This is a genomic window from Candidatus Arthromitus sp. SFB-rat-Yit, assembly GCF_000283555.1.
Lineage (GTDB): Bacteria > Bacillota > Clostridia > Clostridiales > Clostridiaceae > Dwaynesavagella.
This window is the reverse complement of sequence record NC_016012.1, coordinates 490,063-516,908: the sequence shown is the minus strand read 5'-3', so window position 1 is coordinate 516,908 and position 26,846 is coordinate 490,063. Positions and strand designations below refer to the sequence as shown.

Genomic DNA, 26,846 nt, shown 5'->3' with positions numbered 1-26,846 from the left:
CTAAACTGTTAAGTGTCCTCTGTGTTCTGAGTTTCATCATATGTTTTTTGGAACTCACTATTATCTTGAGTTTTACCCACCTTAACCCCTATCTTTTCTTCTATAACAAATGAAATTTTAAATTTAAGCTTGTTATCTACAATTTCATCCTTAACTATAACTCCAACAATAGAATCCGATTGTTTTAAATTCTGTTTAACATATTTACTATAATGATCAACCAAATTTTTCTTAACATTATCTGGGCTTAACGTATACGATACCTTCTCTACTTCATAGTATATATTTTTTTTAACTAATTTTCCATCGCAATTAATCTTCTCATAATTTTCAAATTCATCCTTATATTTTTTAAAGTAAAGTTTCTTCCCAAAAATATTAATATAATACTCATCTCTCATATTTTTAGTATTTACATTTTTTGTGCCCTCTAATTCAATTATTTCTTCAAATTCCATAAAAGTCTTTGCAATTACATCTCCAACAGGAGCCACCTCAAAAACATTTCCTTCTTTCCCTTGATATCCACCTATCAAAAGATCTCCTTTTTTAACAATATCCCCAGCTTTAACCATAGCTGTTCCAGATTGAGTATATACACGTACAATTTCTCCATCTTTATCTGCAACAATATCGCCAAGAGATAAATCGACATCTATCACAGGAGGTTTGAAACTCTCAATAACTTCTATTTGAAGAGTAGATCCCTGAACTCTAACCTTACTCCACAATAAATTTGCATTACTTGCAACTATCTCATTTTCCAACTTATCCGTATCAATTTTAAATTTCAACATTCCTTTATGTACACCTAAATTTTTTATAACTTGTCTTATTTCATAAGGAGATACATGACTGTCCCCTTTTATGTCAATCTTCCATATAAACATAGACAAGAATATTATCATACCTATAGATATCCCTAACCCAATCGATAAGGTAAAATATACTTTGAAATTATGTATGAATTTAATAATCCTACCCATCTTAACAACATTTACTTCACTATTTATTTCCTCACAAATTTTCTTAACATCTTTAAAATCTTTCGAATTAATTACAAGACACACACTATAAAGATTCTCTCTTTCTATCTCTATAACTTTTATATCTTTTTTCCAAATCATATTAAGCAATTGCTCAGGGTTTTTAGAAATTATTCTAAGCTGTATTTTCCCATTTATAAACGAGAATTTATCAAAGTTGATCATAATTTACCCCCCTGATATTTCCCATTAATTTTATTGTCTTCCCTGAAATATAAACTATCACAAACTTGCTTCCCTTTATAATAAAATTACCTCCATCAACTCTCAATATAATTTCATCACTTTGAAATTTTAAAATACCTTTATGATTTTCAATAGTTATAAACTCATCTCCATCTATTATAACTTTATATGAATTCTTAACAATTTCACGAGGAATATCTAACTTGTTAACCATAACATCCTTAATATCATCAATAAACTTTCCCATACTAATCTCCTTTATCTCAATTTAATAAAATTGTATGATTAAAAAGAAAAAAAAGAACCCAATTAAACAATTGAATTCTTTTATTTAAGGTAAGCTATAGTAACCCCATCTCCACCTTCACCATATTCGCCAAGTCTATGTGATTTAACATGAACGTGATTTCTTAAAAGATTATTTATAGAATTTTTTAACACACCTGTTCCCTTTCCATGTATTATACAAACTTCATGAAGACCAGAAACAAATGCATCATCAAGATATTTTTCAACTTCACTTATTGCATTCAATGCATCCATTCCTCTCAAATCAATAGATGTTGACATAGAACTTGTTCTAAGTTTTAAATTTTTCTTGCTCTTTGCTAATTTAGTAGATTTATCTTTTATGGGGCTTTCTAATTCTGACGTATTTATTGTCAATTTTAATATTCCAGCTTGAACTAATACATTCCCTTTTGAATCGGGATTACCAAGAATTGTAACATTTTGACCTATTCTTTTTAAAAATGCTGACATTCCAGATTTAAATTCTATATTAACCTCAGAGTTATTCTTTAAGCTTTTCTCTTCTTTTATTTTATTTTGTTCATCAATCTTCTTCTTGATTTCACGTCGTGCAGATTCCAAATCTTTTATACTACTTAAATCAATTCCATTCATTTCAAGAGAATTTATCATTTTTAACGCTTGATCTATTTCTCTTTTTGCATTAGTTATAATTTTATATGCATCTTCTTTTGCTGATTCAATAATTCTAAATTTTTCATTTTCAATCCCATCAATACGCTTTTTTAATTTTTCATTTAAAATCTTATTTTCTTCTCTTAAAATCTCTATCTCCCTATTATTTTTAACAGCTTCTGTCGTTTTCTCCTCCAACGTCTTTATTATATTCTCAAGTTTTATCGTATCACCAGACAAATATTTCTTAGCACTCTCTATTATAGAACTATTCATCCCTAAAGAATCTGCAATTATAAATGCATTTGATTTCCCAGGTATACCAACATTTAATCTATAAGTTGGTTTAAGGGTTTTAACATCAAATTCAACAGATGCATTCTCAATATCTTCTGAATTTATAGCATATGTTTTAAGTTGACTATAATGGGTTGTACCCATTAGCTTACACCCAGAATTTATAAAATGTTCTATTATAGATATTGCAAGAGCTGCCCCTTCTTCAGGATCAGTTCCCGAACCAACCTCATCAAGAAGTATCAAAGTCTTATCTTTAACATTATTTGTTATATTAATTATATTTTTTATGTGAGAGGAAAACGTAGATAGATTTTGTTCTAAACTTTGTTCATCGCCTATATCTGCAAAAATCTCGTTAAGAAACATAATTTTACTTCCTTCATATGCAGGAATAAATAATCCACTATGAGCCATCAAATGCATTAATCCCAAAGTCTTTAATGTTACTGTTTTACCTCCAGTATTTGGTCCTGTTATAATTATTGCCTTTCTATCACTCATAAAATTTAAATTGAGAGGAACTACACTTTCTCTATCAATAAGTGGATGCCTTGCAGAAATTAAATAAATATCTTCCTCATCACTTATGTCTGGTTTTATTCCATCAATTTCAATAGCATAATTTCCTTTCCCAAATATAAACTCCAAAAAATATACAATTTTTATACTCAAATATATGCTATCGATAGAATCTTGAATTTTCATACAAATCAATCTTAAGATCCTCTGAATTTCTTCCTTTTCGTTTTCTATCAATTCATTAACTTCATTATTTAAATTAACTAAAACAAGTGGTTCAATAAAATATGTAGATCCTGAAGAACTTTGATTGTGTACAATACCTTGAATTTGCGATTTGTATTCAGCTTTAACCGGAATACAATATCTATCACCACGCACTGTAAATATATTTTCTTGAAGATATTTTGAATATGTCTTTAATATTTCAGACAATTTTCTTTTAATTGCAGCCGTCTTACTCCTTAACTCTTTTCTAATTTTAAACAAATTTTCACTAGCAAAATCACTTATCTCTTCCCCATCCTTTATAGTTTTAAAAATTTCATCCTCTAAATATTTAAAAGTAGAAATATTATCATAATAATAATTTAAATAAATCAAACTTCTATTTGATAAATAATCCTTAACTTCTCTTATGCATCTTAAAGTTGTACCAATTTTATATATCTCTTTAATCGATACACTTCCACCTTTATCAATTTTTTCAAGATATGGATAAACATCGTCTAATCCTACAAAATTAGGCAAACCAAATTCTTTTATAAATTCAACAGCTTCACTCGTTTCATTTAAATTTCGTATAACTTCTTCCATCGTTGAAAATGGTTGAAGATCATCTATAATTTGTCTTGCATTTTTAGTTGTTACATATCTAAAAATTTTTTCCTTCACTTTATCAAACTCAAGTAATTTTAAAACTCTGGAATTCATTTAATTACCTCCACCTTATCACTCAACTGGCTTATAATAATTTCCTTTGAACACATTTTTATAAGAAAATTTTCCAGATACATCATCCAATATTTTTTGCACTTCTTCACAACTTTCATCAATAAAATCAAGTCTAAACACATTTATATTGTTGTTTTTAATCTCACTAATTTCACTTATCAAATTAATTGGTTTCTCTTTATACGTGTGAATTTTACAATTAATCTCCGTAGTTAAAAAAAGTTCGTTATTTAATCTATCATTTAAATAAAAATCATTTCTAGTGCACGGTCTTGAGCAAGTATTATTCAAAGATCTTTTACCGACAAATGTTCCTATTGGACAGTACTCACTAACCATAACATCCGGCTTTCCATAAACAAACATACAAAATTTTTTATCGCTTATTTCCGATATGTCAAATATCTCTTTTTTGGAAAGTTCAATACTTAATGTAAAAATATCTATTTCTTTATAAAATCTAGTTGAAATTTCATTAAATATATTTAATTTTACATCTCCTATTATTTCATAATCTGAATTTTCAAAGTATCTAAGTATTCCCGCATTACTCGTTAAAATTCCTTTTATCTTATCCTTAAATTTTTCAAACACTTTCAATATTTTCCCCATTTCACAATCTTTTATTATTGTGGGAAATTTTACATATAAATTCAAATCCTCAATAGACAAAATTTTTTCAAAATCAAGCTTTCTTCTGTATATAAATGGGGATATTACAATATTTCTATATCCATTTTTATAAACAACATCAAATTGTTCTTGAGTTGAAACATAAATAATATAAGTTTCATCCATATCTTTAAAATTCTTCTTATCAGTTAAAGAGTATTCATCAAAATTATAATTCAAATCTTTTCTGTAACTATTAACTATATCATTCCTAAGTTTAGTTAAAGCTTCCCTTCTCAACTCATTTATCTTCGATATACTCATATACCCTTCTTGATAATCTAAACAAACCTCACCTATAGAAAAACTTCCTACGCTTCCCTTTTTCAATTGAGTCATAATTCTTTCCCTATCTAAAGGAGTATTTATGACTTCTTCAACAACATCTCCAAACACTTTTACGATGTGATTTTTATATGTAAGTTCCAAAATCATCGGTTTATAGGGTTCAAATATTAAGTTAGCATTAACATAATTTTTATTTGCATACTCTTTTTTAAAACTCTCTCTCAATTCTTTCTCAAATTTTTGATCATTAGTTTTAAAAATTTTATCCCCTTTTGAAAATCTCATCGGAAATAGTTTCACCTTCATTCCAGATTTTCCTACAGATATCTTTTCATTATTATAAAGTATCTTTGTCAAAATACATCCATCATTTAAGGATGAAATTCCATCTCCAAGTGCCACATCATTCTTTAAAATAATGTATCCATCATTAAGAATATCTCCCAAATACACGCCTTGATTTTTAGGATTATTAACAGATAAAAACTTCTCACCCTCATAACCGAGCATATAACCATTTGTAAATCCTTCTCTATTAAATACCTTTAACAAGTTTTCTTCTCTTTCTCTTATGTAGGAGGCACTAACTTCTTTATTTTCTTCAATCTTTCTTATTATGTCTTTATAAGCACGAACTGTATTTACGACATACTCACTACGTTTCATTCTTCCTTCGATCTTTAAGGATTTAATTTTTGTTTCTTTGAGAAGTCTTGGCAAAATATTTATAGTCATCAAATCTTTCGTACTCATAAGAAAACCTCTCTTATGAATTCTCCCTTTATCATCTACAAGAGAATATTCCATACGACATGGCTGAGCACATCTTCCACGATTTCCACTTCTGTCTGATATGAGTCCACTCATAGTACATTGACCTGAATAACTAACACAAATAGCTCCATGTATAAACCCTTCCGTTTCAACTTCTTCAGAAATAATTTTTATATCATCAAACGATAATTCTCTCGCGACTACAACACGAATTGTTCCATTATCCCTAAAATACTTTGCACCAGATAAATTATGTATACTTAATTGCGTTGACGCATGGATTTCAATACCCTTAAATTTTGAAAACATATGTATAAGTCCAGTATCTTGAACTATTAAAGCATCCACACCCATATTATACAATTTTAATCCATATTCAAAAGCTTCTTTAAACTCTTCTTGCTTTATAAGCGTATTAAAGGCAATATAAACCTTAACCCCATATTCATGAGCATAGTCAATCATATTTTGAAACTCTTCATCTGAAAATTTTTCACAGTTTGCTCTAGCGGAAAATTTTTCACCACCCAAATATATCGCGTCCGCACCTTCGTTAATTGCACCTATAAATGATTCATAACTTCCAACTGGAGCCAGTAGTTCAGCTGCCATAAAACTTTTTCCTCCAAACACAAAATTAACCACTATAAAAATAGTGGTTAATTCAAAAATATTTATAAAATATTTTAAAATATTTGTGTATGGTTTACAACACAAAAAAATTCTAATAGAATTAATTCTCAGCTACATTAAAAACTTTTATTGCAAATTAATTCATTTAAATCATCATCAGATACTTCAACGATTTCGATTTCTCCATCAGCATTAATAAAAACTATCGATGTCACTCCAGTTTTTTGATCTAAAACAATCTGAGTTCCATCACTGTATACCAAATGCCCCAATTTATCATAATCATCTATATTTAAAACATGACACTCCATTAAATTGCTGCATAAATCACTCACATATGCTGTACGGTTCCTAGATCTAATTTTATTTATAAATGCCAAAACTCCTCCGAACCCAATTAACAAAAATATATATTTAAAAATATTTTTATTAAACTTATATTTACATAAACTATTCATTGATAAACCTCTTAATAAAAATTTATTAATCAATTTAAACATCGTAAATTTTTTAAAATTTATTAGTCGTAAAATTTAATTTCTAGGTGGTAACAACATGAATTTGTTTAAAGAAATGTTTGGAGATTTCTTGAATTCTTTATCTGAAAAGGAAAAATTTATTTTCAATTTTATTTCGTGCAATATTTCGCAAGTTTCACAAATGAGCATAAAAGAGTTAAGCTTATCTATGAACATTAGTGAATACTCAATAAATAAATTTTGTAAAAAATTAAACTTAGATAACTTTGAAAATTTAATTTCTATATTAAATGAATGTTCCAAAACAATATTATCAAATAAAAATAACATGTTTAACATTTCAAAAGATTTGTTAAATAATTTTGTAAAAAATATAAATGAAACTCATATAAACCTAATATCAGATTTCCTATTTAAATATCAAAAAGTATCTCTTCTCTTTTCAGAATCATACAAAATCATAGCACAATATTTTGAAGACAAATTAAAACAATTAAATATTAAAACAAACATAACATCATCCTTAAAAGTAAACTCAAAAAATAAAGATTCTCAACTTATAATTTACATAATCGATTCAATTGACGATATAACTCTTAGAAATTCGTTGGAAAAATTATCGAACAAAATAATTATTGTGTTCTCAAATACAATGCTAAAAAACATTAACAACATGGTCTCTCTTTTTATGTTTTTACCAGAAAATAAATCAATGAAAACATATAACTTAAATTGCAGTGGTCATTTTTTCATATTTATTGATCTTATCATTTCAAGGCTCGTTGAATTGATTAATATTAAAATTAAATAGCCCTTACATACTTTTTAAAAATATAAATACAATATTTAATATATTACTTTAAAAATATGGAGACTTATTATGCAAAATAATCAAAATTATAAATTTAAAATTATTCGCAATAATAATCATGACAATATTAAACAAGATTTCAAAAACGAGGAAATCGAAAACATAATTATCTCTGCTGCTAAATCAAGCAACAAATCAGAAGTAAAGGTATACTTTAAAAACATACCAGCTAACGAATATAACTTAGGATATGAAAAATTTTGCGGAATTAAAATAAATGATTTAGTATTCTATAGTCCTTCTTTGTTTAATCTTTATCCAAACATAATAAATTTTCTATACATTAACAATAAGGAAATTTTTCTTGAAAACATATCATCTAATAAATTGAATAATAATTATTTTTCATTTAATGAGCATACCTTATCAAAATCAAAACAAATAATGGACAGCAATTTATATTTAAATTTAAATATATCATTTGATGAGATAATTAAAAATTTAGATATGATTACGGAATTAATATATAAAAAAAAGGTTTTGAAAATTTTAATAATGAGTTCAATAAAAAATTAAATACACAATTCCAATCACATTCCCCACACAAAAACAGCAGACATAAATCCAGAAACATCTGGAAACTGTCTGCTTTTTTCTTTCAAATCTATGTACTTACCCACAAAATTAAAATCTGCACCCAAAATCATGTTCAGGTTCACTATATAAATCTATACATAAATTATATTTTTTTAAATCTTACTTAAAATTTTATTTGGATTCGTTATGTCCTCTCCCAAAATAAAATTGCTTACACCAATTTTAACCAAGTCTTTACAAATATTTATATCCAAAGTTTTAATTCTCAATATAACCGGTATGTTTATATCCAAACAAAGTTCTGATATAAATTCATTATCAAAATTTTCTTTAAAAACATCTATTGCAATTCCATCCAAATTCAATTTACATGCTAATATAGCTTGTTTCTTATTAAATATTTTCCCAATTATTTTCCCTTTAAACTTTTCCCTAATATCATTTAAAAATATATTTAATTGTTCATAAACACCATTAAAATTAACTATATCTATAATCAAAAATTCAGGATCTATATTTATTATCCCATTAAATTTTCTATCAACCTCAAAAAATATTGGTAACTTCGTTATTTCTTTCAATATTTTAAAATTTGTAAAATTATTAGTTAAAAATGCTGTAGCTCCACCTTTTTCTGAAAACTCTATTACATACTTTGTGAAAATCATATCATCTAAATATTTATTTTGGTAGTTGTCAATATCTATAATTACATTTCGATTAGTTTTGTTTAAAATCATGCCAATTCTCCTTAATTTTGTCCTAATAAATATAATTATAAAGTAATTTTATGATAAGATAAATAAAAAGACATCACGAATTACATCATGATGTCTTGTAATATTCTTCAAACTTTTTTGCTTCCTCAAGCGTTATATCTTTATTTTCTACCAAATTTTTGAGAACACGCGAATATCTATTACTCATAGCTCGATTTTTAGTTTTCAAATTATACAAGCTTGGTGATTGTGGTATTCCAGCAAGTAACGAAGATTGATATTTTGTTAAATCACTTGGTGATGCACTAAAATATCCATAACTTGCTGCATTTATTCCATAATATCCCTCTCCAAAATATATCTGATTCAAATACATCTCCAAAATTTCATCCTTAGAATATTCTCTTTCAATCTTAAAAGCAGTAAACATTTCAGCAATTTTTCTTGTAATGTTCTTCTCATTTGAAAAATACATATTTTTTGCTAATTGCTGAGTTATTGTACTACCTCCATATTTATAGTAACCCGCAGATAAATTTCCAATTACAGAACCTAATATCGAAGATATATCAATACCATTGTGACTATAAAATCTCTTATCTTCGACAGTTACAATAAATTTTTTCATACTATCTGAAATATTTTCTATATTTACATAATCTTTATTTGAAGTAATTTGACTAACTTTTACATTTAATGGCATTTTATCCAAAGTATCTTTGTAAAATATAAACCCTTTTAATAAACAAAAAATAAGAATAATAAATAGCAAAATTATAAATAATTTAATTATCCTAAATAAACACCCCATATAAATCCCTTCTCTAATTAAAACACGTTAAATTTTTACAGTAACATCTTTGATCCATTTATTACCCATCATTCTCAAAGTACACCAAATAGCTTTTATTATTTCATCAAATTTTAAACAAATATATATAATAGCTGGTGAAAATTTAAATACAAATGCTGCTAACATTCCAAGTGGTATCGACAACAACCATAAAAATAAAACATCTGCAAACACCAAAAATTTCGTATCTCCTCCTCCACGCAAAATCCCTTTTGTTAAAACAGAAGATGGAACCTGGAAAATTATAATAAATATTGCACCATTCATTAATTCATAAGCTATATCTTTTGTTACCTGCTCAACATTATAAAAATCTATAATAAAATGCTTCGTTACCATAATTAAAAGTGATGCTACCATACCAACTATTATAGAAATTAACAAAAAAGTTCTTGACTGTTCTTTTGCAAGTGAAAATTTACCTTCTCCAATTGTATTTCCTATTATAACAAGACCTGAACTCGATATTCCATTTATAAAAACTGTGGATAGTTGAATTACTATACTACAAATACTATTTGCTGCAATCATTTCAGGCCCAAGCCTTCCGAGTATCATTGTGAGGCTTGTCAATCCAGCAACCAATAATGCATCACTTATTAAAACATTGATTCCACTTTTGAGATATTTTACAAATATTTCTCTATCAAAACTAAATAAATCCTTAATTCTAAACTTTAAGTTCTTTTCTATAAAAAATAAATATCCAAGTATTATACAAAATTCAACAATTCTTGAAATTACTGTACCAACTGCTGCTCCTGTTAAACCCATCTGTGGCATTCCAAATTTACCAAATATAAAAATATAATTAAAAATCACATTGAGTATAAACGCTATACTATTACCTAAAACAGAAATCTTAATCTGTGATGTTGTCCTAAGTATTATAGATGTTATCGTTAATACCGCAAAAAGTGGATAAATAAGCGATGCCAATCTCAAATAAGAAACACCTGCTTGTATAACATTTGAATCATTTATATAAAATCCAAGTAATTTATCAGGAATGGTTAAAGCAAGTATCATAGCTACAATTCCAACTATCAAACTTAACTTAATCGTTATTGATAGTGTTTTTGAAATTGATTTTGTATCATTTTTACCCCAAAACTGAGAAGTTAAAACAGCCCCTCCTCCCCCTATTCCAAAACATAGAACACTAAGTACAAAAAAGATCTGTCCTGATAGTGAAGCTGCTGATAAAGCTATCTCACCAAGACTTCCAACCATTATTGTGTCCATCATATTAGTTGCAAAAGTTATAAGACTTTGTAAAGTTATAGGTACAGCTATAGTTAATATTTTTCTATAAAAATTCTTATCCTTCACAAAAAACAAAATTAATAACCTCCAATAAATTGTTTAAAAATACACCTTACGATATTCTACCACAAAATAAACTTTTTAACTTTATTTTTGAACACCATCACCAAAATATGTTAAAATAATTACAAATAAAATTACAAATAAAAATTAAGGTGATAAAATGGATTTATCAATTGAACAAAAAGCATTAAAACGTGGCAACCTATTAAACCTATTAATGACTATTATAGGAATTATTTTGTTTATATTTTCAAAATCAAAAGCCGTATTAATAGATGGATTATTTTCATTCATACAATTTATTTCTGTTGTAGTAGCAATAAAAATCTCTAAAGATATAGAAACCTCAAGCAGAAAACAGTATCCTTTGGGACAATATAGTAAAGAAACTCTTTATGTATTATTTAAATCAATTCTTATAATAATACTTCTCGTTTCATCTATTTTCTCAAGCATAACAACTATTTCTGCATTTATTTCTAATCCGAACCAAATTCCTGAAGTAAATTTAAAATTAATCATCCTTAACGGGACATTAATGACCATTCTCTGTTTTGCTTTATATTTAATTTATAAACATTATAACAAAAAAATCAATAATTGCTCAGAAGTATTAAAATCTGAAGCAATCGGTGCAAATATTGACGCACTACTTAGCCTCGGTACATCTATTGCATTTATTTTATTTAATGTAATACCCTTTCTTAAACCTCTATTTCCAATCTCAGATGCAATTCTTGTTATCATTTTAACTATGTTCTTTGCATATCAACCAATAAAACTTTTAAAAAATCAAATCAATATCCTAACTTATAAAAGAATCCATTACAAATCTGAACAAGAACTTGCATCATTAATTAACTATAATTATCCAGAAATTAAAATCTACGATATTTTTATATCAAAACTCGGTAAATTTACAGAAATCTACATCACATTAAGTTTAAACGGTAAATTTTCCATAGATGAATTAGACACATTAAGACATAAATTAAAAAAACTAATTAATTCAAAAGTTATAAATACTCAAATTTTTATAACATTTACAAATGCTCTAAAAAAAAATTAAGAGTATGATAGAAATATCATCATACTCTTAAATTAAATCAAGATTGGTTAATGTATGGCGTAAAATATCCACGTGGATGAGCACAAACAGGACAATATTCTGGTGCATCCTCAGAATCATGAACATGACCACAATTTGTACAAAACCATTTTGTCTTAACATTTTTCTTAAACATCATACCACTAGATAAATCGTTATATATTTTAATGAATTTATCTGCATGTAATTTTTCAACTTCACTAATTTCTTTAAATTTATAACTTATATCATTAAATCCTTCTTTAACAGCTATATCAGAAAAACTTTTATATATGTTATCATGCTCTTCCAATTCTCTTTCATGAGAAGCTTTCAAAAAATCCAATGTCTTATCATACAAGTCAACAGGATATGCCGCACCTTGCAATGTTATATATTGAGTATTAAAACCTTTCAAAAATTTATAAAATACATTAGCATGTGCTATCTCTTGCATGGCAATAACTCTAATTTCCTTTTCAATAACATAGAAACCTTCTTTTCTTGCTAGATTAGCTCCAAAATCATATCGCACATGTGCTTGACATTCACCGGCAAATGCCCTCATTAAATTTTCCTTAGTTTGACTATTAGATAAATTCATTTTCAATACCTCCTCATTATCTTTTTAGTATTTACTAAAATTCTTCAAAATATTGATAATGATTAAAAGGTTTTTTATTTTAACTTATCTTGTAGTTTAACATTTTCTTCCTTAAGTTTTCTTACAGTTTCATTGAGAAGCTCTATCTCTTTTTCCAATTCCTCAATTTCGTTATTATCTGAAAATATGTTTTTATTATCTTCTTTCAAAACAGTATTATACGCCTCTATCTCCTCTTCGAGATTTTTATTTATTAATTTAAGTTTAGAATTTTCACTTTCAATATGTATCATTCTCTCTTTAAGTTCATTTTTTTCATCAATAAGAGATTGTATTTTAACATTACAATTTTCAATGCTATTATTTAAATCTTCTTTTTCAGTCCTGTATTTATATAATTGATCACAATAATTTATTGCCAATAATATAGACGAAGATTGTGCAGTAAGATTTACATTTTTTGTCATCATTTCTTTTATTTTATCATCCACTTCTCTTGCTATATTATTTAAATATTCCTCTGACTCCTCACCTTTTAACTTATACTCTATACCGTTTATATTAATTGTTACAATATTCATAAGGCACCTCCTACATTTGTTATTCAATCATTTAATATCTTGCTTTATATAATAATTCCTCCAATCTCATTACTATTTTTTACCAAATATATTCATCTTATTTATTACAAAAATTTCATACTCTACTCAAAAAAAATTAACCATCAATATAAATTGATGGTTAATATATTACCACAAGATACCCATTTTGTTACACAAATCTTTGAACTCTTGCTCATGTAACATTCTTGCAACTATAGCTTTTTGTGCCTCATAACTATCATTATTAGCTTGTGGTAAATATGTGTTTCTATATTCACCTATCCAATAATTCAATCCTCCTTCATCATATTCTCTGTTAACTACTATTTGGTATAAAACTTTTATTAATTCATCATCTGAAAGATTTCTTTCAGAAAATTCACGTTCTGCAAACATCAAATTATATAAAACAAACTTACCTGTAACTTCTCCTTTTTCAAGAAGTCTTCCAAGCCAATATCCATATCCTTCCTCATCTGGATAACGCTCAAATGCAAATTTATAAATATTTGTTATAAATTCTTGCAAAAGATTTTCAGGATTTATCTTTACATTTTTAACTACAAAATTAATTTCATCGTCTTCTTCTGTGTAAAAAGTAATAACAATATTTTTATAATCTTTCCCTGGAACCAGATTCTTAACTATAAATTTATTTCTAACCTCATCTATCTCAAGATCCAAACCTTCAGGATTAATGTTAAACCCTTTTTCATAATCAAATTCATTATCACCAACAATATCTAATTCTATTTTTCTATTACTTGATTTTCCATTAAACTTAAGTTCTGTTCCGACCACATCTTGATCCTGCACATTGAACTCGATTTCTATAGGATTATATCTCATATCACTTGTGATTAATGAAAACTTCATCACATAGTTTCCAATTCCTAATCTTTTGAAAAATATTTCATTTAATTCACTTAGATCGCCATCTTTTCCATTAGTATATCTAAAATTTGGTTCTGTCTTATATCCCGACTTATTAGCATGTTTCAAATAAATATCGAGTCTATCATCTTTTTCAAATTCTATTCCAGGTGGATACGTCCATTCAACTAATACCCCTTCTTGTTGCACTTCAACATTTAAATCAATTGCTGTATATGATATTTCCATAGCAGCTTCATAATCTTCAATTAAATATGATAAATAAATATCAACATCTGCTATGCTATCTTCTGTTTGAAAAGATATTGACCTTATATCATTTAAACCTTCTGTGAACTCTGCCACAGGATTTGAAAAATCATAATCTTCTTCATTGCTATTCTTAATAAAAACAGATAAATTATCATACTCATCTATAAAATCTAATTCTTCTGTACTCAGATCCCATTTAATAGACATTCCATCACTACTTATGTCCTGTATTTCAAGATTCTCTATCTCAAAAACAGTTGTAGTAAATTCCTTAATAACTGGTTTTACATCCGCTTCTAATAAATTCAATTTCACCTTAACTTCATATCTAGTATCAGGAATCAATGAATATAATTCAACCAAATTTATATCAGATAAATTCAAATCATCTGATTGAATAAGTTCAAGATCAGGTTCACTTAAAAAATCATCCTCATCTTGATATTTGATAAATATCTGAATACTTTCACCATCCACAAGTGTATAATTATTTGGATATCTCCATTCTACTTGCGTCGTCATCGGATTAATTTCTTTAACATCAATATTAAAATCATCAATCTTACTTACAAAACTAGTTTCCTTTTCAAACTCATTGCCACCAATATTCACTATAACCTTCACATCGTACTCTGCGTTCAATTCATCAAAATATGCTGATATAAATTTTTCTTCATTAAATATATCTCCACGAATTTCACCATTTGATTTATCTGGATAATGAGTTTGATCTTTCTTCTTTATAAAAACCTTACAACTATCTTTATCACTTAAAATAAGCTCATCTGGCTCCATCTTAATTCCTACTTTTACCACATAATCTAAAACGTCACCTATAATTACTTCTCCTATACCTTCTACTACGTCTGTTTTAAAGCTAAGTTCCATCTCTTGTTTAATTCCCGAACCACCATCTGGCCAAAATACAACTTTAGAAAAATATTCTTTATTTGGAGATAATCCAAGTATATCAAGTACAGTTACTTCATTTAAGTCAACATCATCTTCCCCACTGCCATGCTTTCCAGTAAAATTAGGATTAACTGAATAATTCGTTTCTTCTTTTCTTCTTATAAATATATCTAAGATATCACCTTCTAATATTTCATAGTTCTCCGGATACTCAACTGAAATTTTAACACCTGTAGGTTGTGTATCAATTACGCTCGAAGTTATTTTTCTTGCTTCTGTTTTACCTACCAAATCTTTGTATACTACCTTTCCCGAATCTCCAGTAATAGTATACCGAACTCTAAACAAATAATTTTTATTTACATCAAGTCCCTCAACTACATAAGACTTAAATTCTTTCAATTCACTTCCAGTACGAGTTGAAACAGGATTAACATTTTCAAATAATTTATCTTCAACATTATTGTCTTGTGAAGCATCTTGTGAACTTCCCTTTGGTTCTTCTTTGTATAAAATTTCAATTTTACTATTTGAATCAAATTCCTCATTATTATTGTAAAAATCCCATTCAAGTTTAAATGATTTAGAATCTAAAGACTTACCAACTAAACCTAAAATTTGAAATCCAGAAGTAGCTTTAAATTTAAACGATTTCTCAATAGGTTCTGCATATACCGATGAAAATCTAATCTTAACTTCATACATTTTATCTTTAGTTAAAGTAAATTCTTTTTCCTTAAAATCTTTAATCATAGTAGTATTATTATTATCATAATTTTGTGTCTTCGATTCAGATTCCACATTATTTCCATCTTCAAGATTTTTCAAAGATACTTCAATCTTATCATTATTTGAAATACTATAATTATCTGGGTATGTCCAAGAAACTTTAATTTTAGTATCTGTTATCTCATCAACATTAAAACCTATATCTCCCATATCAAGTCTACAATTTCCATAAGCACTAACTTGTTTACCACCCAAAGTATAAGTCAATTTCATATCATAATCTACATTAAATTTAGGTATCATTATGTTAAATGCTCTCACTGCTGAAATATTCCCTGTTGCATATTGGAATTTTTTATAATTCTGTGATGGTGCTCCTCTTTCTTTTAAAAATAATTCTACTGAATCACCATTAACATAAGGATAATTATCATTTTTTAAATTCCACATTACATTTACAAGATTATTCATATCCTTTTCAAAACGAAGATTATTTATAACAAAACTTTCCGTCCTAAATTCTATTTCGATATCTTGTGTTACATCCTCACTTACTCCTGCAACTTGCTTATCTCCAACTTTATAAACAAGCTTAACTTGGTACGTAGTTTCAAATCTAAGTTTATCAAACTTATATTTAGTTACATCTTTAAGAGAAGTTTCAGACTGTTTATATGTCTTTTCAAGTCTATAATCTAAATCACCAGCTTTTCTTAAATAAACCCTAATCTCATGATTATTTTCTATATTTATACCTTCTGGATATTTCCAATTAACGACAGCCGAATAATCTGTAATATCATTTACAGATAATTCTAATTTTTCCGGCTCTACACTAAAATTTAAAACTTTACTTGTATGACGAACTCCACCTATTGTATAAACAATTTTTGCACTATAATCTTCATAATAATTTGATACATCAAATTTAATCCGTTTATTTCTATTTAAATCTTGATCTATCGTCGATACTGGCGTTTTAGGGAATGCATTATGAGAACGCAATTTAAGAAAAAGTTCTACCTTATCTCCTGCATTAAATTCTATATCACCAAGATTTATATCCCATTTAAAATTTATAGATTTACTGTTTACAGTACCATCCTCAGAAATACCTTCAATTTCTTCATTCAATATTTTAAAAGTACTTGTTACAAACTCAGTTTCATCTACATAGGTCATACCCTCATTAGTTACAAGTTCAAGTTTTGCAACGTAATTTATATTTGGACTCATGTTTCTAATCGTATATGTTGTCACATCATTAAAATCTATACCCTGAAATCCATGCATTATTTTAGCATCAGGAATAGCTGGATAGTTAGCATCCTCTTTTTTGAAATATATATTTAATACATCTCCATCTGTTATTAGATAATTACTAGGATATTCCCAATTTAATTTCGCTGTTGTCCCTGTTACGTCTGACAAGTCAAGCTTCATTGTAGTATACTGAAACGTAGTTTTATACGTTTCCTCCTTAGAGTTTGAAAACTCCACTATATAATTTTGTCCTTCAGTCAGTCCTGAACTTAATGTAAATTTATGTTTTCCTACATTAAAATCCGTAAATTCATTCCCTGTGCTATTACCATTCATGTGCAATATTCTAATACGATTTTTCATCCTATCTGAGTTTAGGATCTTCTCATATTTCTTATCAAAATCAATTTCAACAACATTTTGACCATTTGAAGAAGTTCCTATTACAACTGGATTAAATAATATAGACATATCCGTAGATTTAAAGTGAAAAAGTGAACTTATTTTATTATAAGTAACTACATATTTACCTCCAAACACTAATGGAATATCTTTAAAATTAAATCTCTTTGAAGTATTTACATTAGCTATATATTCTTTACCATTATCATCTATAATGCTCATCTTATCACCTGTGATAACATTTTGATTTTTCAGTTCGAAACTAAAATCATATTTACCTGAAGAATTTACTTTTAAATCCTTTACCTCAATGTCTAAATCTTTTATTTCAACTATATCCGCATAAAAACCAAATGGTATATACGCATATCCCCATTCTGGATAACGATTGCTCGATTCAAATTTAAAATTATAACTATTAAAACCTTGCCTCATATCTTTAAACGGCACTTTAAAGTTAGCACCTTTAACATTCTGCTCCGCACCTACATATTCATATTTAGTTTTTGTAACATCAAATCTATATTCTCCACCTATTTGATTTTCTAATTTATTATCATATAAAGTTATATAATGTGCTCGTGGAAATTCATCCCATGAATGTGGAACAGTTGTAGTATCATTTTCTTCATGAACTGGTGTTATTTTAGTTATTTGATAACCTGATATATCTTTTTCTCCATAATAAGAAAGTCCAGTCCACATAAAACACCCGCCCTCTTTAAATGTAACTTGAAATAAATACTCAGCAAGTAAAGCTCCAGTATATTTATCAGAAAAATAAACTCTTATATCACTTGGTATTATTGTTGAACAATATTCTTCTGGAATATTAATTTCTGCTAAACGTGGTATTTCACCTGTTACTTCAACTGGAACAAGACCTTTTTTTGAATTACTTAAAATAATCTTAACTTCAACATGATGCCTATCAGTAAACGTTTTACAAATTCCAAAATCTAATGTCGGAATGAAAAGATTTCTTTGCTTAGCATAATATTTAAAATCTATCTCTGTAGGTCTAATATTTTCAACTAATGTAGGATTTGCCTTTAATGAACAAGAAATCATCTTATCCCAAATAACACCATCTGCATTAAGTCTAATTATATAATCCTTGTTCGGTTTAAAAATAGATGCTGCTCTGGAAAGTTTATATCTATAACCAGCATTTACAAGGTCATTTTTATCAACAAAAACTGAATCTATTTCTGCCTTTGTTAAATCAGAATTTAAAATCTCAAGATCTAATCTATTTGAATTATTTATCAATTCTTTACAATTTGAAAAATCAAAAAAAACATCTTGAGTAATCATCCTATTAGCATCAAAATTTGAAAAAGATACCTTAGGATTGTACGCTGTATTTTTATCTGTAAATTTAAAAGAATTTATAAATGTTAATGTCTTATCGATTTCAGAATCATAAATCTTACTTTCAATTTCATAGATATGACCATTTATCATTTCATCTTTTGTTAACCATCTAACTCCATCTGAAGATTCTTCTTTCAAATCTTTTTTCTGTTGTTCTGGATTCATATTCTTTATACTAAATGATTCAACACTCATCGAGCTTGATAATCTTTGACTTAAATCAAATACAATCCCTCCCTCCTCAGCACTTATCACATAACCTGGAGCAACTGAATCAAGCTGGGTATAATAAGCACTAGATTTTTCAACAAATCCTAATTTAATACCCATATCTCCAAGCGGAATTAATTCAAATAAAAATATAAGAATCATGAGATTAATAATGAATTTCTTCATACATGTCTTCATTTTTCTCCTCCATAAATACAAAATTACCAAGCTATTCCCATCTTATCACACAATCTTCCGAACTCAGGCTCATAAGCCATTCTTAAAACTATAGTTTTCTTTGCTTCATACTTATCTCCACCAAACTCTTCCAAATACTCTCCATATACAGAAATCCAATAATTTAATCCTTCAGTATCATACTGTCTATTAACCACAATTTGATATAAAACTTTTATCAAATCTTCATCACTTAAATTTCTATCTGCAAACTCCCTCTCAGCAAACATCAAATTAATTAAAAAATATTTACCAGATATACTGCTCTCTTCCTCTTCGAGTTGATCCTTCCAATAATTGTATCCGTTTTCATCAGGCTCTCTATCAAATGCAAAATAATAAGAATTATATAAGAAATCTTCTAGCAAATTATATGGTTCAAGCTTAAATTCACCTATATCAAATCTAACTTCATTTCCATCTATATCTGAAGTTAAAACAAACACATTAGAATAAACTTTTTTCGGTACAATCCTATCTATTACAATTACATAGCTTCCATCCTCTAACTCAGCATAATAAGAATTTCCACCAATACTATTTAAAACTTCTGATGAAATATCAACTTCGTATTCATCAGGAATCTGTATATCCACCCAGTTTCCCTTCATCTCACTAACAATATCCAAAACTGGGTATTCTGACTCATCTCCTTCATATTCTCCATTTCCATAATTAGCCATAACAGGGAATACTTGAGTATTCTTGTTGTTAATAATTAAAATAAATGATGTTCCAGAAACTGGATTATCAAGCTCTATACTTCCTATTTCATTTAAATTTTTAGAAGATGAATGTTTTATATTCATAAACTCTTTATATTCTTCTTCAGATTCATGCTTTGAAAAAATATCTATAGAATCCCCATTTTCAAATACTAAAGATTTAGGATATTTCAAAATTAAGTTTGGTGAATCTTCCTCAAATTCTAAAAATAATCCTCCTCCAGAAATCGTTTTCTCTATACTTCCAAACAAAAATTCATATTCAACTTTAACATCATAATTTTTAGAAATATCATCAACCTCAATTCTTACACTGTTTCGTTTATCAATATTTTTATCAATTTCAAAAACAATATTGGATTCTGAAAATTCTTCATCCTCAATTTTTTTATAAATATTTATATAATCCAACTCATCATCGAATTCTAGCGTATCTGAAGAAAACTCCCAAGATACATCAAAGAATTTATTTGTTAATGCTTTCAGTGAGATATTTGATATATCAAGTTCCTTAGATTTAAAACTGATTTCCTTTTCTTTTTTCCCTACATCTCCAAAATCTAATACAAGCTTTATATCATATTCCATATTTGGACATAAACTTGTAATCTTAACACTTTTAAATGTTTCTATATCTTCTCCTTCCTCATCATTTTGTTCAACAAAATAATCAGGCTCTTCAGCATAAACTCCATCTTTTCTTTTTAAAAATATTGAAATACTCTCACCATCTGTAATACTATAATTTTCAGGATAATCCCATTTCACATATACTGAGGTTTCATATATATCTAAAATTTCAACTTCTAAATCATTTATCTTATTATTGAAATCCACCTCTTCCTCAAAAGTTTTACTTCCACTTCTAAACACAAATTTTATATTATACTGAGTATCAACCGTATCTAAATAAAGAATAACCCCATCATTAATATACAAATCTTCTTCTTGCTGATTTGGATCTTTGGGATACTCCTCACCATCTTTTTTATAAAAAATATCCAATTTATCATTAACTCCAAATTCACATCCTTCTTCGAGTTCCCATCTTGCATACGCAATTATGTCCGATACATGATCAATTACTAAATTAGAAATTTTAATATCTTTAGTTTCTGCATCTTTATATTTTTCTATTGCATTTGATTGTGAATCTTTAGGAGTAAATATTACCTTAAAACTGTATTTAGTTCCAGCATCTAATCCTGCTAAATCAAAAGCTCCCATATTTGATAAATTAAGTTCATTATCTTTATGAACAAATGTAACTAATGGATCTTTACTAAAGTCTTCGCTCTTTTTATCTGTTTCGTCTTCACTATTAACCTTAAAAAATATTTCAACCTTATCTCCATTTTTAGGAGTGTAATAGCTATCAAAATCTAAATTTAGCTTTATTTCATTAAAAATATCATCTCTAAGTTCCAGTCTAAAAACATCAAATTTATTATTATAAACTTTTTCCATCTCAGTTATATTAAATTTACTTTCTGAACTTTCACTCCCATCTCTATTTGTAGCCTGAGTTTCCTTCATCTTGTATGAAAATTTCAATTTATAAACTCCGAAATCATCAAAACTTATTTCAAACTTCCTATTAGTTTTAAATTCACTTGTTATTTGACTTTCAGTTGATGTTCTCTTTTTAAGTACAGACTTAGCAGTTGTGTCCTTACTCTTTGTATAACTTAGCGATTCAACTTTATCTGAAAATTCATAATCATATGGAGCATACTCAACACTTGCCTCAATTTTTTTCTCACTTATCCTTTTGAATACAACATCAACAATTTGAAGGGAATTTTCCTCCATTGAAACTCTATAAAACTTTTCTTGAAACATCGCCCCATCTTTCCTAACAATAATTTTAAATTCATATTGTTTTTTCTCTGTTTGAGTATTTTGTGAGTTTCCATCTCCTTCTACTGTAGAAGGCTGATTTTCCCCAAAAACTGATGAAATTGTTTCAAGTTTAAGTTCCCTCTCTACTATATTTTCCGCATCCCCTTCTTTTGCTTTTTCTGGCTCAGCAGTAATTTGATTTTCCGTAAAATTTATAGATCTATAAGCCTCATCGTTTTCCCCATATTTTTTAACAAAAATTTCTATCTTATCATCATCATTTTTTTCAAATTTAGTTTTATTTTGATCAAATTTAATTTTAAAATTTAAGCTATCCTCACCTATTACCTTAACCCCAAAATCAATTTTAGGTAAAGAAACCGTGTGAGTTAAATACTCAAAGAGATTTCTTCCTCCGATATTATAATTGAACTTAATATCATACTTTGTATCGTACTTTGGAAATGTAATATCTAAATCCTTTTTAGTTAATAATTCTTCTGCACTCAGGCTAATATCTTTTAAAATATTTTCAGAATAACTATCTTCCAAACTCTCTTTTATGTAAACTTTTAAACTATCCCCTTCAGAAAATAAGATTTCCTCACCATCAAAATCCCAACTAAGCTTTGATATATTTTCATTTCCATCAGTAAATTTCAAATCTTTTACACCAAATTTTTTCGTTTCAAATTCACAATTACTCTCAACTACAACTGGAACATCTTTACCAAATTTGTTAAAAGTTTCAATGATGAATTGAACTTTAACGTAATATTTTGTTGAGAATTTAAGCTTATTAAATACATACTCCTTATTTTTAAGTATGTCTTCCTTTCCACTAAATGAAATTATCGGATCTTTACTATAATCAAGATTCATATCTTCCCTAATATAAATATTAACCTTAGTATTATCGCTTAAAATATCCTGATTCGGATAATTTAAAACAAGTTTTGCAGAAGATGTTTTTATATCTTGAGTAATAAGCTCTATCCCCCCACTTTTTAAATCACAATAAAATAAATCACTGTAAATAATATCATCTTTTATGTAATAAACTATTTGAAGGTCATACATGCCTTCAAATACCGGAAGAGAAAATTCTGCATTTTTAACATCTTTATTTGATGAAAAAATTGGATTCCTTCTAAAACTTTCATCACTCAACTCTTTTAAAAGTATTTCAACTTTATCATTTTCTCCAAAGGATATTGATTCAGGATTTGTTTTCCATTTAACATTTATCAATTTATTTTTAACAACCCCATCCTCTATCCCATCTATTTGGATATCCGATATCTCAAAATCATTTGTTTCAAAGTTTTTTTCAACACTATAATAATCTCCATGTATTTGATTAAATTCTAATTTCAATTGATATTTTGTTGAATGTGTAAGCGAATCAAAATCAAGACTCGTAATATTAGACAGATCATTTCCATCTTTACCATGAATAGCAGAAAAAATCGGACTTTCTCCATTACTTCCACTTTCTTCATTAATCAAAAATAAATTTATGTAATCTCCAACTATAAATTCAAAATCATCTGGATAAACCCAACTAAATCTAGCAGAATTAAATTTCAAATCTTCAACATTTAATTCAAAATCATATGATCTAGATTGTTTAACCACCTTATTTTTAGAATAAACACTATAAATTTTCAAACAACTAATCGCAACTAACATCAAAATCATAAATTTAAAAATTTTTAAATCTAATTTCCTCAACTTAATTCCTTCCTTTCTTGATTTAATTAATCCGTACATTCTTAAAATAATTGTTAAATCATAAAATCATTTGAAATTTTTTCTATTTTTGTGCAATACTAAATCCAAAGCAATTAAAAGGAGAATTTATTTATGAGATCAAAATATTTAATACTCGGTACAATTGTTGTAACACTCACTTTATTTTTAACTTCATGTTCCAATGCTCCTAAAACTAAGAGAACAATAATAGGTGAACTCAAACCAAACTCACAAATAACACAAGACTTTTCAAAATTTTCTGGAAATGAGTCTTATAAATTTACAATTTCAAAAGAATCCACCTTAAAAACTTCACTAAAACTTAGAACAGGTAAAACATCAATAACAATTGTAGATGAAAATAATAACGAATACCTAAATATAAACTCTCCATCAGAACAAGAAATAACCTTAAGCCCTAATAGCGAAAAAACATATTACATAGATTTAAAATATGATAATGGTGTTGGTACGTACTCATTCGAACTCAACGATTAAATTCCTTAATATTTTTTAAAATTATGTAAAGTAATATTCATTTTTATAAAAAAAACTTTTGGCAAATAATTGCCAAAAGTTTTTAAAACAATTTATATTTAAATAACTTTGATAAAAAAGTTTCTTTCTGTTTCTCTAAATTATTTAAAGGACTAATTCCATTTTTTAAATCATTAACAATATTATAAAACTTTCTATATTTAAACGATTGATTATCCAAAAGTTCTATTTTACCTATTTTATCTATGTTAATAACCATTTTCCCATAATAACTTCCTTTAACATACCTTAATCTTTTATTCAGATTTTTAAATTTAAAAGAAACACCAGATGTAAAAATTTTTACATTTGGGATGTATTTTAAATTTCTAATATTAACAAATGTTTCATAAAAGATAACTAGTTCATCTAAACCTATAATGTATTTCTCATCTCCATTTTCATCAGAAAAAGTTACTCCCTGTTCATATAAACATATCGTACCCTCTCCAAAAAGAAATGGTATATTAAAAGTAGTACTGATCATCGAAATCTTAGATCCCAATATATTATGTTCGTACAATGTAGTCAATTTGATACCTCCAATTTCAACTATCTTTTAAAATAAAATATCCTATTTATTTTATCACAAAAATTATCAATTTTACTTCCATCATTTGTTATTTTAAATCGTTCAAGCACACAAACCATTTTAAAACTTGATATGAATATCACAAACAACATAATAACAACCAAAACTTTAATAAATGGAATGTTTAATATATAAAATAAACTCGTTATCAATAGAATCCATATTCTTTTTAAATCAAAACACATTTTTAAAGAATTTCTCGCATTCTCAATATGTCCTCTAAAATATAAATCGCTATTATCAAATTCCATAGCTTTGTCTATACAAGCAATAACATTATATGTATCGTTCTTATCTATATTATAAAGATATCCATCCTTCGATTTATATGAATAATTGATACCTTTCAGGAAATATATTATTGAAATTATTCTATTAACATTTTTGTACTGATCCGTATCAGATATAAATTCTTTAAAAATACCAATTGCAGCATCATACTGATTGTTGTGCAACAAAATATATGCATGAGATTCAAGTATATATCTACTTTCACAATCCAACTTTAAAGCATATGAAATATACTTATTAGCATTTTTTAAATCACCTATGTCTATATATACATTTGCTAAATAATAATAATATTTAACTTCAAATTCATTTAAAAGTATGGATCGTTTATAATAGAATATACTCTCTTCTTTATCTCCATTTAAATCATGGCATAAAGCTATTAAAAACCATATCAAATCCTTTTTTTGATATATTTCTCCTATTTTATTTCCAAGTTCTATTGCTTTTTCGTAATTTCCATCGTAAATTATTTTCTTAAGGTTATATATTAATTCCTTAAAATCACTTTTAAAATTTAAATCCAATGTCAAATTATTTTCTTTAATTTGCTCAATACAATTAAAATTATTATTTTTTATTTCTTCCAAATACTGTCTACCTAATGTAGGATCATAAAATTCATCTCCTTCAAGAAGTTTAATTAATTGTTGAAGGTTATAGATTTTATACTCTAAATCGGGTGCGTTCAGCCTACTTATTAACCTTATTTGTAACAATCTTAAATTAATTAATTTTTTATCAGTATAATTCTTTAATTTTTTGTTATTCTTTTTCATAAGATCACCTTTAAACTTCTAAAATAATCTAATATAAAGGACGGACTAGCGTGAAAATTATAGGTAAAAATATATTATTAAAACTATGTTGTGTAATATTAATTTCTATAGCATTAGGTCTTATTATCCACTTTTCTTTATCAGTATCTAAAAACAGTCAAATAGCCTTTAAAGATTTTATGTACTCATATACATCAAAAGATATCAATCAAGCTAATACCTACTTATCAAATATATCAATACCAGATATAAACAATGTATTTGATAATATATTAAATCAATTAGATAATGAGACTAAATCAAAAATAATTACTGAACTACGAAACATAATGTTTAATATAAATTATGAGATATTATCTTCAAAAACATTTTTAAACTCATCAACTCTAAAAATAAGATTTACATATTTTGATCTTGGAAAACACATATTAAACTTTTTTAAAAATGAATCATCATTCCTAAACAATGATGGTCAAAATAAATACGAAAAATTTCTTGAATCATTAGAATCCACAAAATATAAATCTTCTGTAATCTTAGATGTGAAACTATCCAAGAAAAATAACCAATGGAATATAATTGTGTCAGATAAACTCCTAAACATACTAACATCTGGTATATACAAAAATTTTTAATATAAAAGGAGAATTCAACTTAAAATTGAATTCT

General features: G+C 26.8%; 19 protein-coding genes. 5 read left to right on the top strand and 14 right to left on the bottom strand.

Features of this window, described 5'->3' with window-relative positions; all coding sequences use genetic code 11:
- Positions 1-8 precede the first annotated feature (8 nt).
- The 5 genes from RATSFB_RS02405 to RATSFB_RS02385 form a co-directional block, all read right to left on the bottom strand.
- Entirely contained in the window at positions 9-1,211 is a 1,203-nt protein-coding gene (locus tag RATSFB_RS02405; protein WP_014094456.1) for a sporulation protein YqfD, read from the bottom strand.
- The gene (gene yqfC, locus RATSFB_RS02400) at positions 1,198-1,479 is read right to left on the bottom strand and encodes a sporulation protein YqfC (protein ID WP_014094455.1); all 282 of its coding nucleotides are present in this window, start codon (positions 1,477-1,479) and stop codon (positions 1,198-1,200) included. Before yqfC ends, RATSFB_RS02405 begins: the two co-directional genes overlap by 14 nt.
- Before the next feature lie 80 nt (positions 1,480-1,559).
- Positions 1,560-3,911, bottom strand: coding sequence for an endonuclease MutS2 (locus RATSFB_RS02395; protein ID WP_014094454.1), 2,352 nt, complete (start codon positions 3,909-3,911; stop codon positions 1,560-1,562).
- 18 nt (positions 3,912-3,929) lie between these two features.
- Positions 3,930-6,299 (bottom strand): U32 family peptidase, encoded by a 2,370-nt coding sequence (locus RATSFB_RS02390; protein WP_242821419.1) that lies wholly within the window; start codon positions 6,297-6,299, stop codon positions 3,930-3,932.
- 116 nt (positions 6,300-6,415) lie between these two features.
- A complete protein-coding gene (locus RATSFB_RS02385) occupies positions 6,416-6,757 on the bottom strand; it encodes a hypothetical protein (RefSeq protein ID WP_044035515.1) in 342 nt (113 codons plus the stop codon).
- 97 nt (positions 6,758-6,854) lie between these two features.
- Here RATSFB_RS02385 and RATSFB_RS02380 point away from each other — a divergent pair, with 97 nt between their 5' ends.
- Positions 6,855-7,589 (top strand): MurR/RpiR family transcriptional regulator, encoded by a 735-nt coding sequence (locus RATSFB_RS02380; protein ID WP_014094451.1) that lies wholly within the window; start codon positions 6,855-6,857, stop codon positions 7,587-7,589.
- Between the two features lie 69 nt (positions 7,590-7,658).
- Positions 7,659-8,165 carry a hypothetical protein gene (locus RATSFB_RS02375; protein ID WP_014094450.1) on the top strand — a complete coding sequence of 169 codons (507 nt, stop codon included), beginning with the start codon at positions 7,659-7,661 and terminating at the stop codon, positions 8,163-8,165.
- Between the two features lie 173 nt (positions 8,166-8,338).
- Here RATSFB_RS02375 and RATSFB_RS02370 read toward each other — a convergent pair whose 3' ends face one another.
- From RATSFB_RS02370 to RATSFB_RS02360, 3 genes are all read right to left on the bottom strand, one after another.
- Complete coding sequence (locus RATSFB_RS02370) at positions 8,339-8,926, bottom strand: hypothetical protein (RefSeq protein WP_014094449.1); 588 nt, start codon at positions 8,924-8,926, stop codon at positions 8,339-8,341.
- A gap of 85 nt (positions 8,927-9,011) precedes the next feature.
- Positions 9,012-9,608, bottom strand: coding sequence for a transglycosylase domain-containing protein (locus RATSFB_RS02365; RefSeq protein ID WP_242821418.1), 597 nt, complete (start codon positions 9,606-9,608; stop codon positions 9,012-9,014).
- Between the two features lie 135 nt (positions 9,609-9,743).
- Complete coding sequence (locus RATSFB_RS02360; RefSeq protein WP_242821417.1) at positions 9,744-11,090, bottom strand: MATE family efflux transporter; 1,347 nt, start codon at positions 11,088-11,090, stop codon at positions 9,744-9,746.
- Positions 11,091-11,247: 157 nt separating this feature from the next.
- On the opposite strand from RATSFB_RS02360, the gene RATSFB_RS02355 reads away from it, so the two are divergent.
- The gene (locus tag RATSFB_RS02355; protein WP_014094446.1) at positions 11,248-12,156 is read left to right on the top strand and encodes a cation transporter; all 909 of its coding nucleotides are present in this window, start codon (positions 11,248-11,250) and stop codon (positions 12,154-12,156) included.
- Positions 12,157-12,193: 37 nt separating this feature from the next.
- Here RATSFB_RS02355 and RATSFB_RS02350 read toward each other — a convergent pair whose 3' ends face one another.
- The 4 genes from RATSFB_RS02350 to RATSFB_RS02335 all read right to left on the bottom strand — a co-directional run bounded on the left by RATSFB_RS02350 (position 12,194) and on the right by RATSFB_RS02335 (position 23,957).
- Positions 12,194-12,778, bottom strand: a complete 585-nt coding sequence (locus RATSFB_RS02350; RefSeq protein ID WP_014094445.1) for a rubrerythrin family protein — start codon at positions 12,776-12,778, stop codon at positions 12,194-12,196.
- 74 nt (positions 12,779-12,852) lie between these two features.
- On the bottom strand, positions 12,853-13,359 hold the full coding sequence (locus RATSFB_RS02345) for a cell division protein ZapA (RefSeq protein WP_014094444.1): 507 nt from the start codon (positions 13,357-13,359) through the stop codon (positions 12,853-12,855).
- Positions 13,360-13,527: 168 nt separating this feature from the next.
- Positions 13,528-19,617, bottom strand: a complete 6,090-nt coding sequence (locus RATSFB_RS02340) for a DUF4214 domain-containing protein (RefSeq protein WP_014094443.1) — start codon at positions 19,615-19,617, stop codon at positions 13,528-13,530.
- Between the two features lie 23 nt (positions 19,618-19,640).
- The gene (locus RATSFB_RS02335; protein WP_242821416.1) at positions 19,641-23,957 is read right to left on the bottom strand and encodes a DUF4214 domain-containing protein; all 4,317 of its coding nucleotides are present in this window, start codon (positions 23,955-23,957) and stop codon (positions 19,641-19,643) included.
- A 132-nt stretch (positions 23,958-24,089) separates the two neighbouring features.
- Between RATSFB_RS02335 and RATSFB_RS02330 the strand changes: the two genes are divergently transcribed.
- Entirely contained in the window at positions 24,090-24,476 is a 387-nt protein-coding gene (locus tag RATSFB_RS02330) for a hypothetical protein (RefSeq protein ID WP_014094441.1), read from the top strand.
- 82 nt (positions 24,477-24,558) lie between these two features.
- On the opposite strand, the gene RATSFB_RS02325 is transcribed toward RATSFB_RS02330, so the two are convergent.
- Both RATSFB_RS02325 and RATSFB_RS02320 read right to left on the bottom strand, forming a co-directional pair.
- A complete protein-coding gene (locus tag RATSFB_RS02325; protein WP_014094440.1) occupies positions 24,559-25,047 on the bottom strand; it encodes a hypothetical protein in 489 nt (162 codons plus the stop codon).
- Positions 25,048-25,067: 20 nt separating this feature from the next.
- A complete protein-coding gene (locus RATSFB_RS02320; RefSeq protein ID WP_014094439.1) occupies positions 25,068-26,177 on the bottom strand; it encodes a tetratricopeptide repeat protein in 1,110 nt (369 codons plus the stop codon).
- A 50-nt stretch (positions 26,178-26,227) separates the two neighbouring features.
- Between RATSFB_RS02320 and RATSFB_RS02315 the strand changes: the two genes are divergently transcribed.
- Positions 26,228-26,812 (top strand): hypothetical protein, encoded by a 585-nt coding sequence (locus RATSFB_RS02315; RefSeq protein WP_014094438.1) that lies wholly within the window; start codon positions 26,228-26,230, stop codon positions 26,810-26,812.
- Positions 26,813-26,846 lie beyond the last annotated feature (34 nt).

What these genes read in the sequence shown, in the direction of transcription:
- RATSFB_RS02345 (WP_014094444.1), bottom strand. Translation starts at nt 13,359, where the DNA reads ATGAATATTGTAACAATTAATATAAACGGTATAGAGTATAAGTTAAAA.
- RATSFB_RS02375 (WP_014094450.1), top strand. Translation starts at nt 7,659, where the DNA reads ATGCAAAATAATCAAAATTATAAATTTAAAATTATTCGCAATAATAAT.
- RATSFB_RS02365 (WP_242821418.1), bottom strand. Translation starts at nt 9,608, where the DNA reads ATGCCATTAAATGTAAAAGTTAGTCAAATTACTTCAAATAAAGATTAT.
- RATSFB_RS02385 (WP_044035515.1), bottom strand. Translation starts at nt 6,757, where the DNA reads ATGAATAGTTTATGTAAATATAAGTTTAATAAAAATATTTTTAAATAT.
- RATSFB_RS02320 (WP_014094439.1), bottom strand. Translation starts at nt 26,177, where the DNA reads ATGAAAAAGAATAACAAAAAATTAAAGAATTATACTGATAAAAAATTA.
- RATSFB_RS02395 (WP_014094454.1), bottom strand. Translation starts at nt 3,911, where the DNA reads ATGAATTCCAGAGTTTTAAAATTACTTGAGTTTGATAAAGTGAAGGAA.
- RATSFB_RS02405 (WP_014094456.1), bottom strand. Translation starts at nt 1,211, where the DNA reads ATGATCAACTTTGATAAATTCTCGTTTATAAATGGGAAAATACAGCTT.
- RATSFB_RS02340 (WP_014094443.1), bottom strand. Translation starts at nt 19,617, where the DNA reads ATGAAGACATGTATGAAGAAATTCATTATTAATCTCATGATTCTTATA.
- RATSFB_RS02330 (WP_014094441.1), top strand. Translation starts at nt 24,090, where the DNA reads ATGAGATCAAAATATTTAATACTCGGTACAATTGTTGTAACACTCACT.
- yqfC (WP_014094455.1), bottom strand. Translation starts at nt 1,479, where the DNA reads ATGGGAAAGTTTATTGATGATATTAAGGATGTTATGGTTAACAAGTTA.
- RATSFB_RS02380 (WP_014094451.1), top strand. Translation starts at nt 6,855, where the DNA reads ATGAATTTGTTTAAAGAAATGTTTGGAGATTTCTTGAATTCTTTATCT.
- RATSFB_RS02370 (WP_014094449.1), bottom strand. Translation starts at nt 8,926, where the DNA reads ATGATTTTAAACAAAACTAATCGAAATGTAATTATAGATATTGACAAC.
- RATSFB_RS02355 (WP_014094446.1), top strand. Translation starts at nt 11,248, where the DNA reads ATGGATTTATCAATTGAACAAAAAGCATTAAAACGTGGCAACCTATTA.
- RATSFB_RS02350 (WP_014094445.1), bottom strand. Translation starts at nt 12,778, where the DNA reads ATGAATTTATCTAATAGTCAAACTAAGGAAAATTTAATGAGGGCATTT.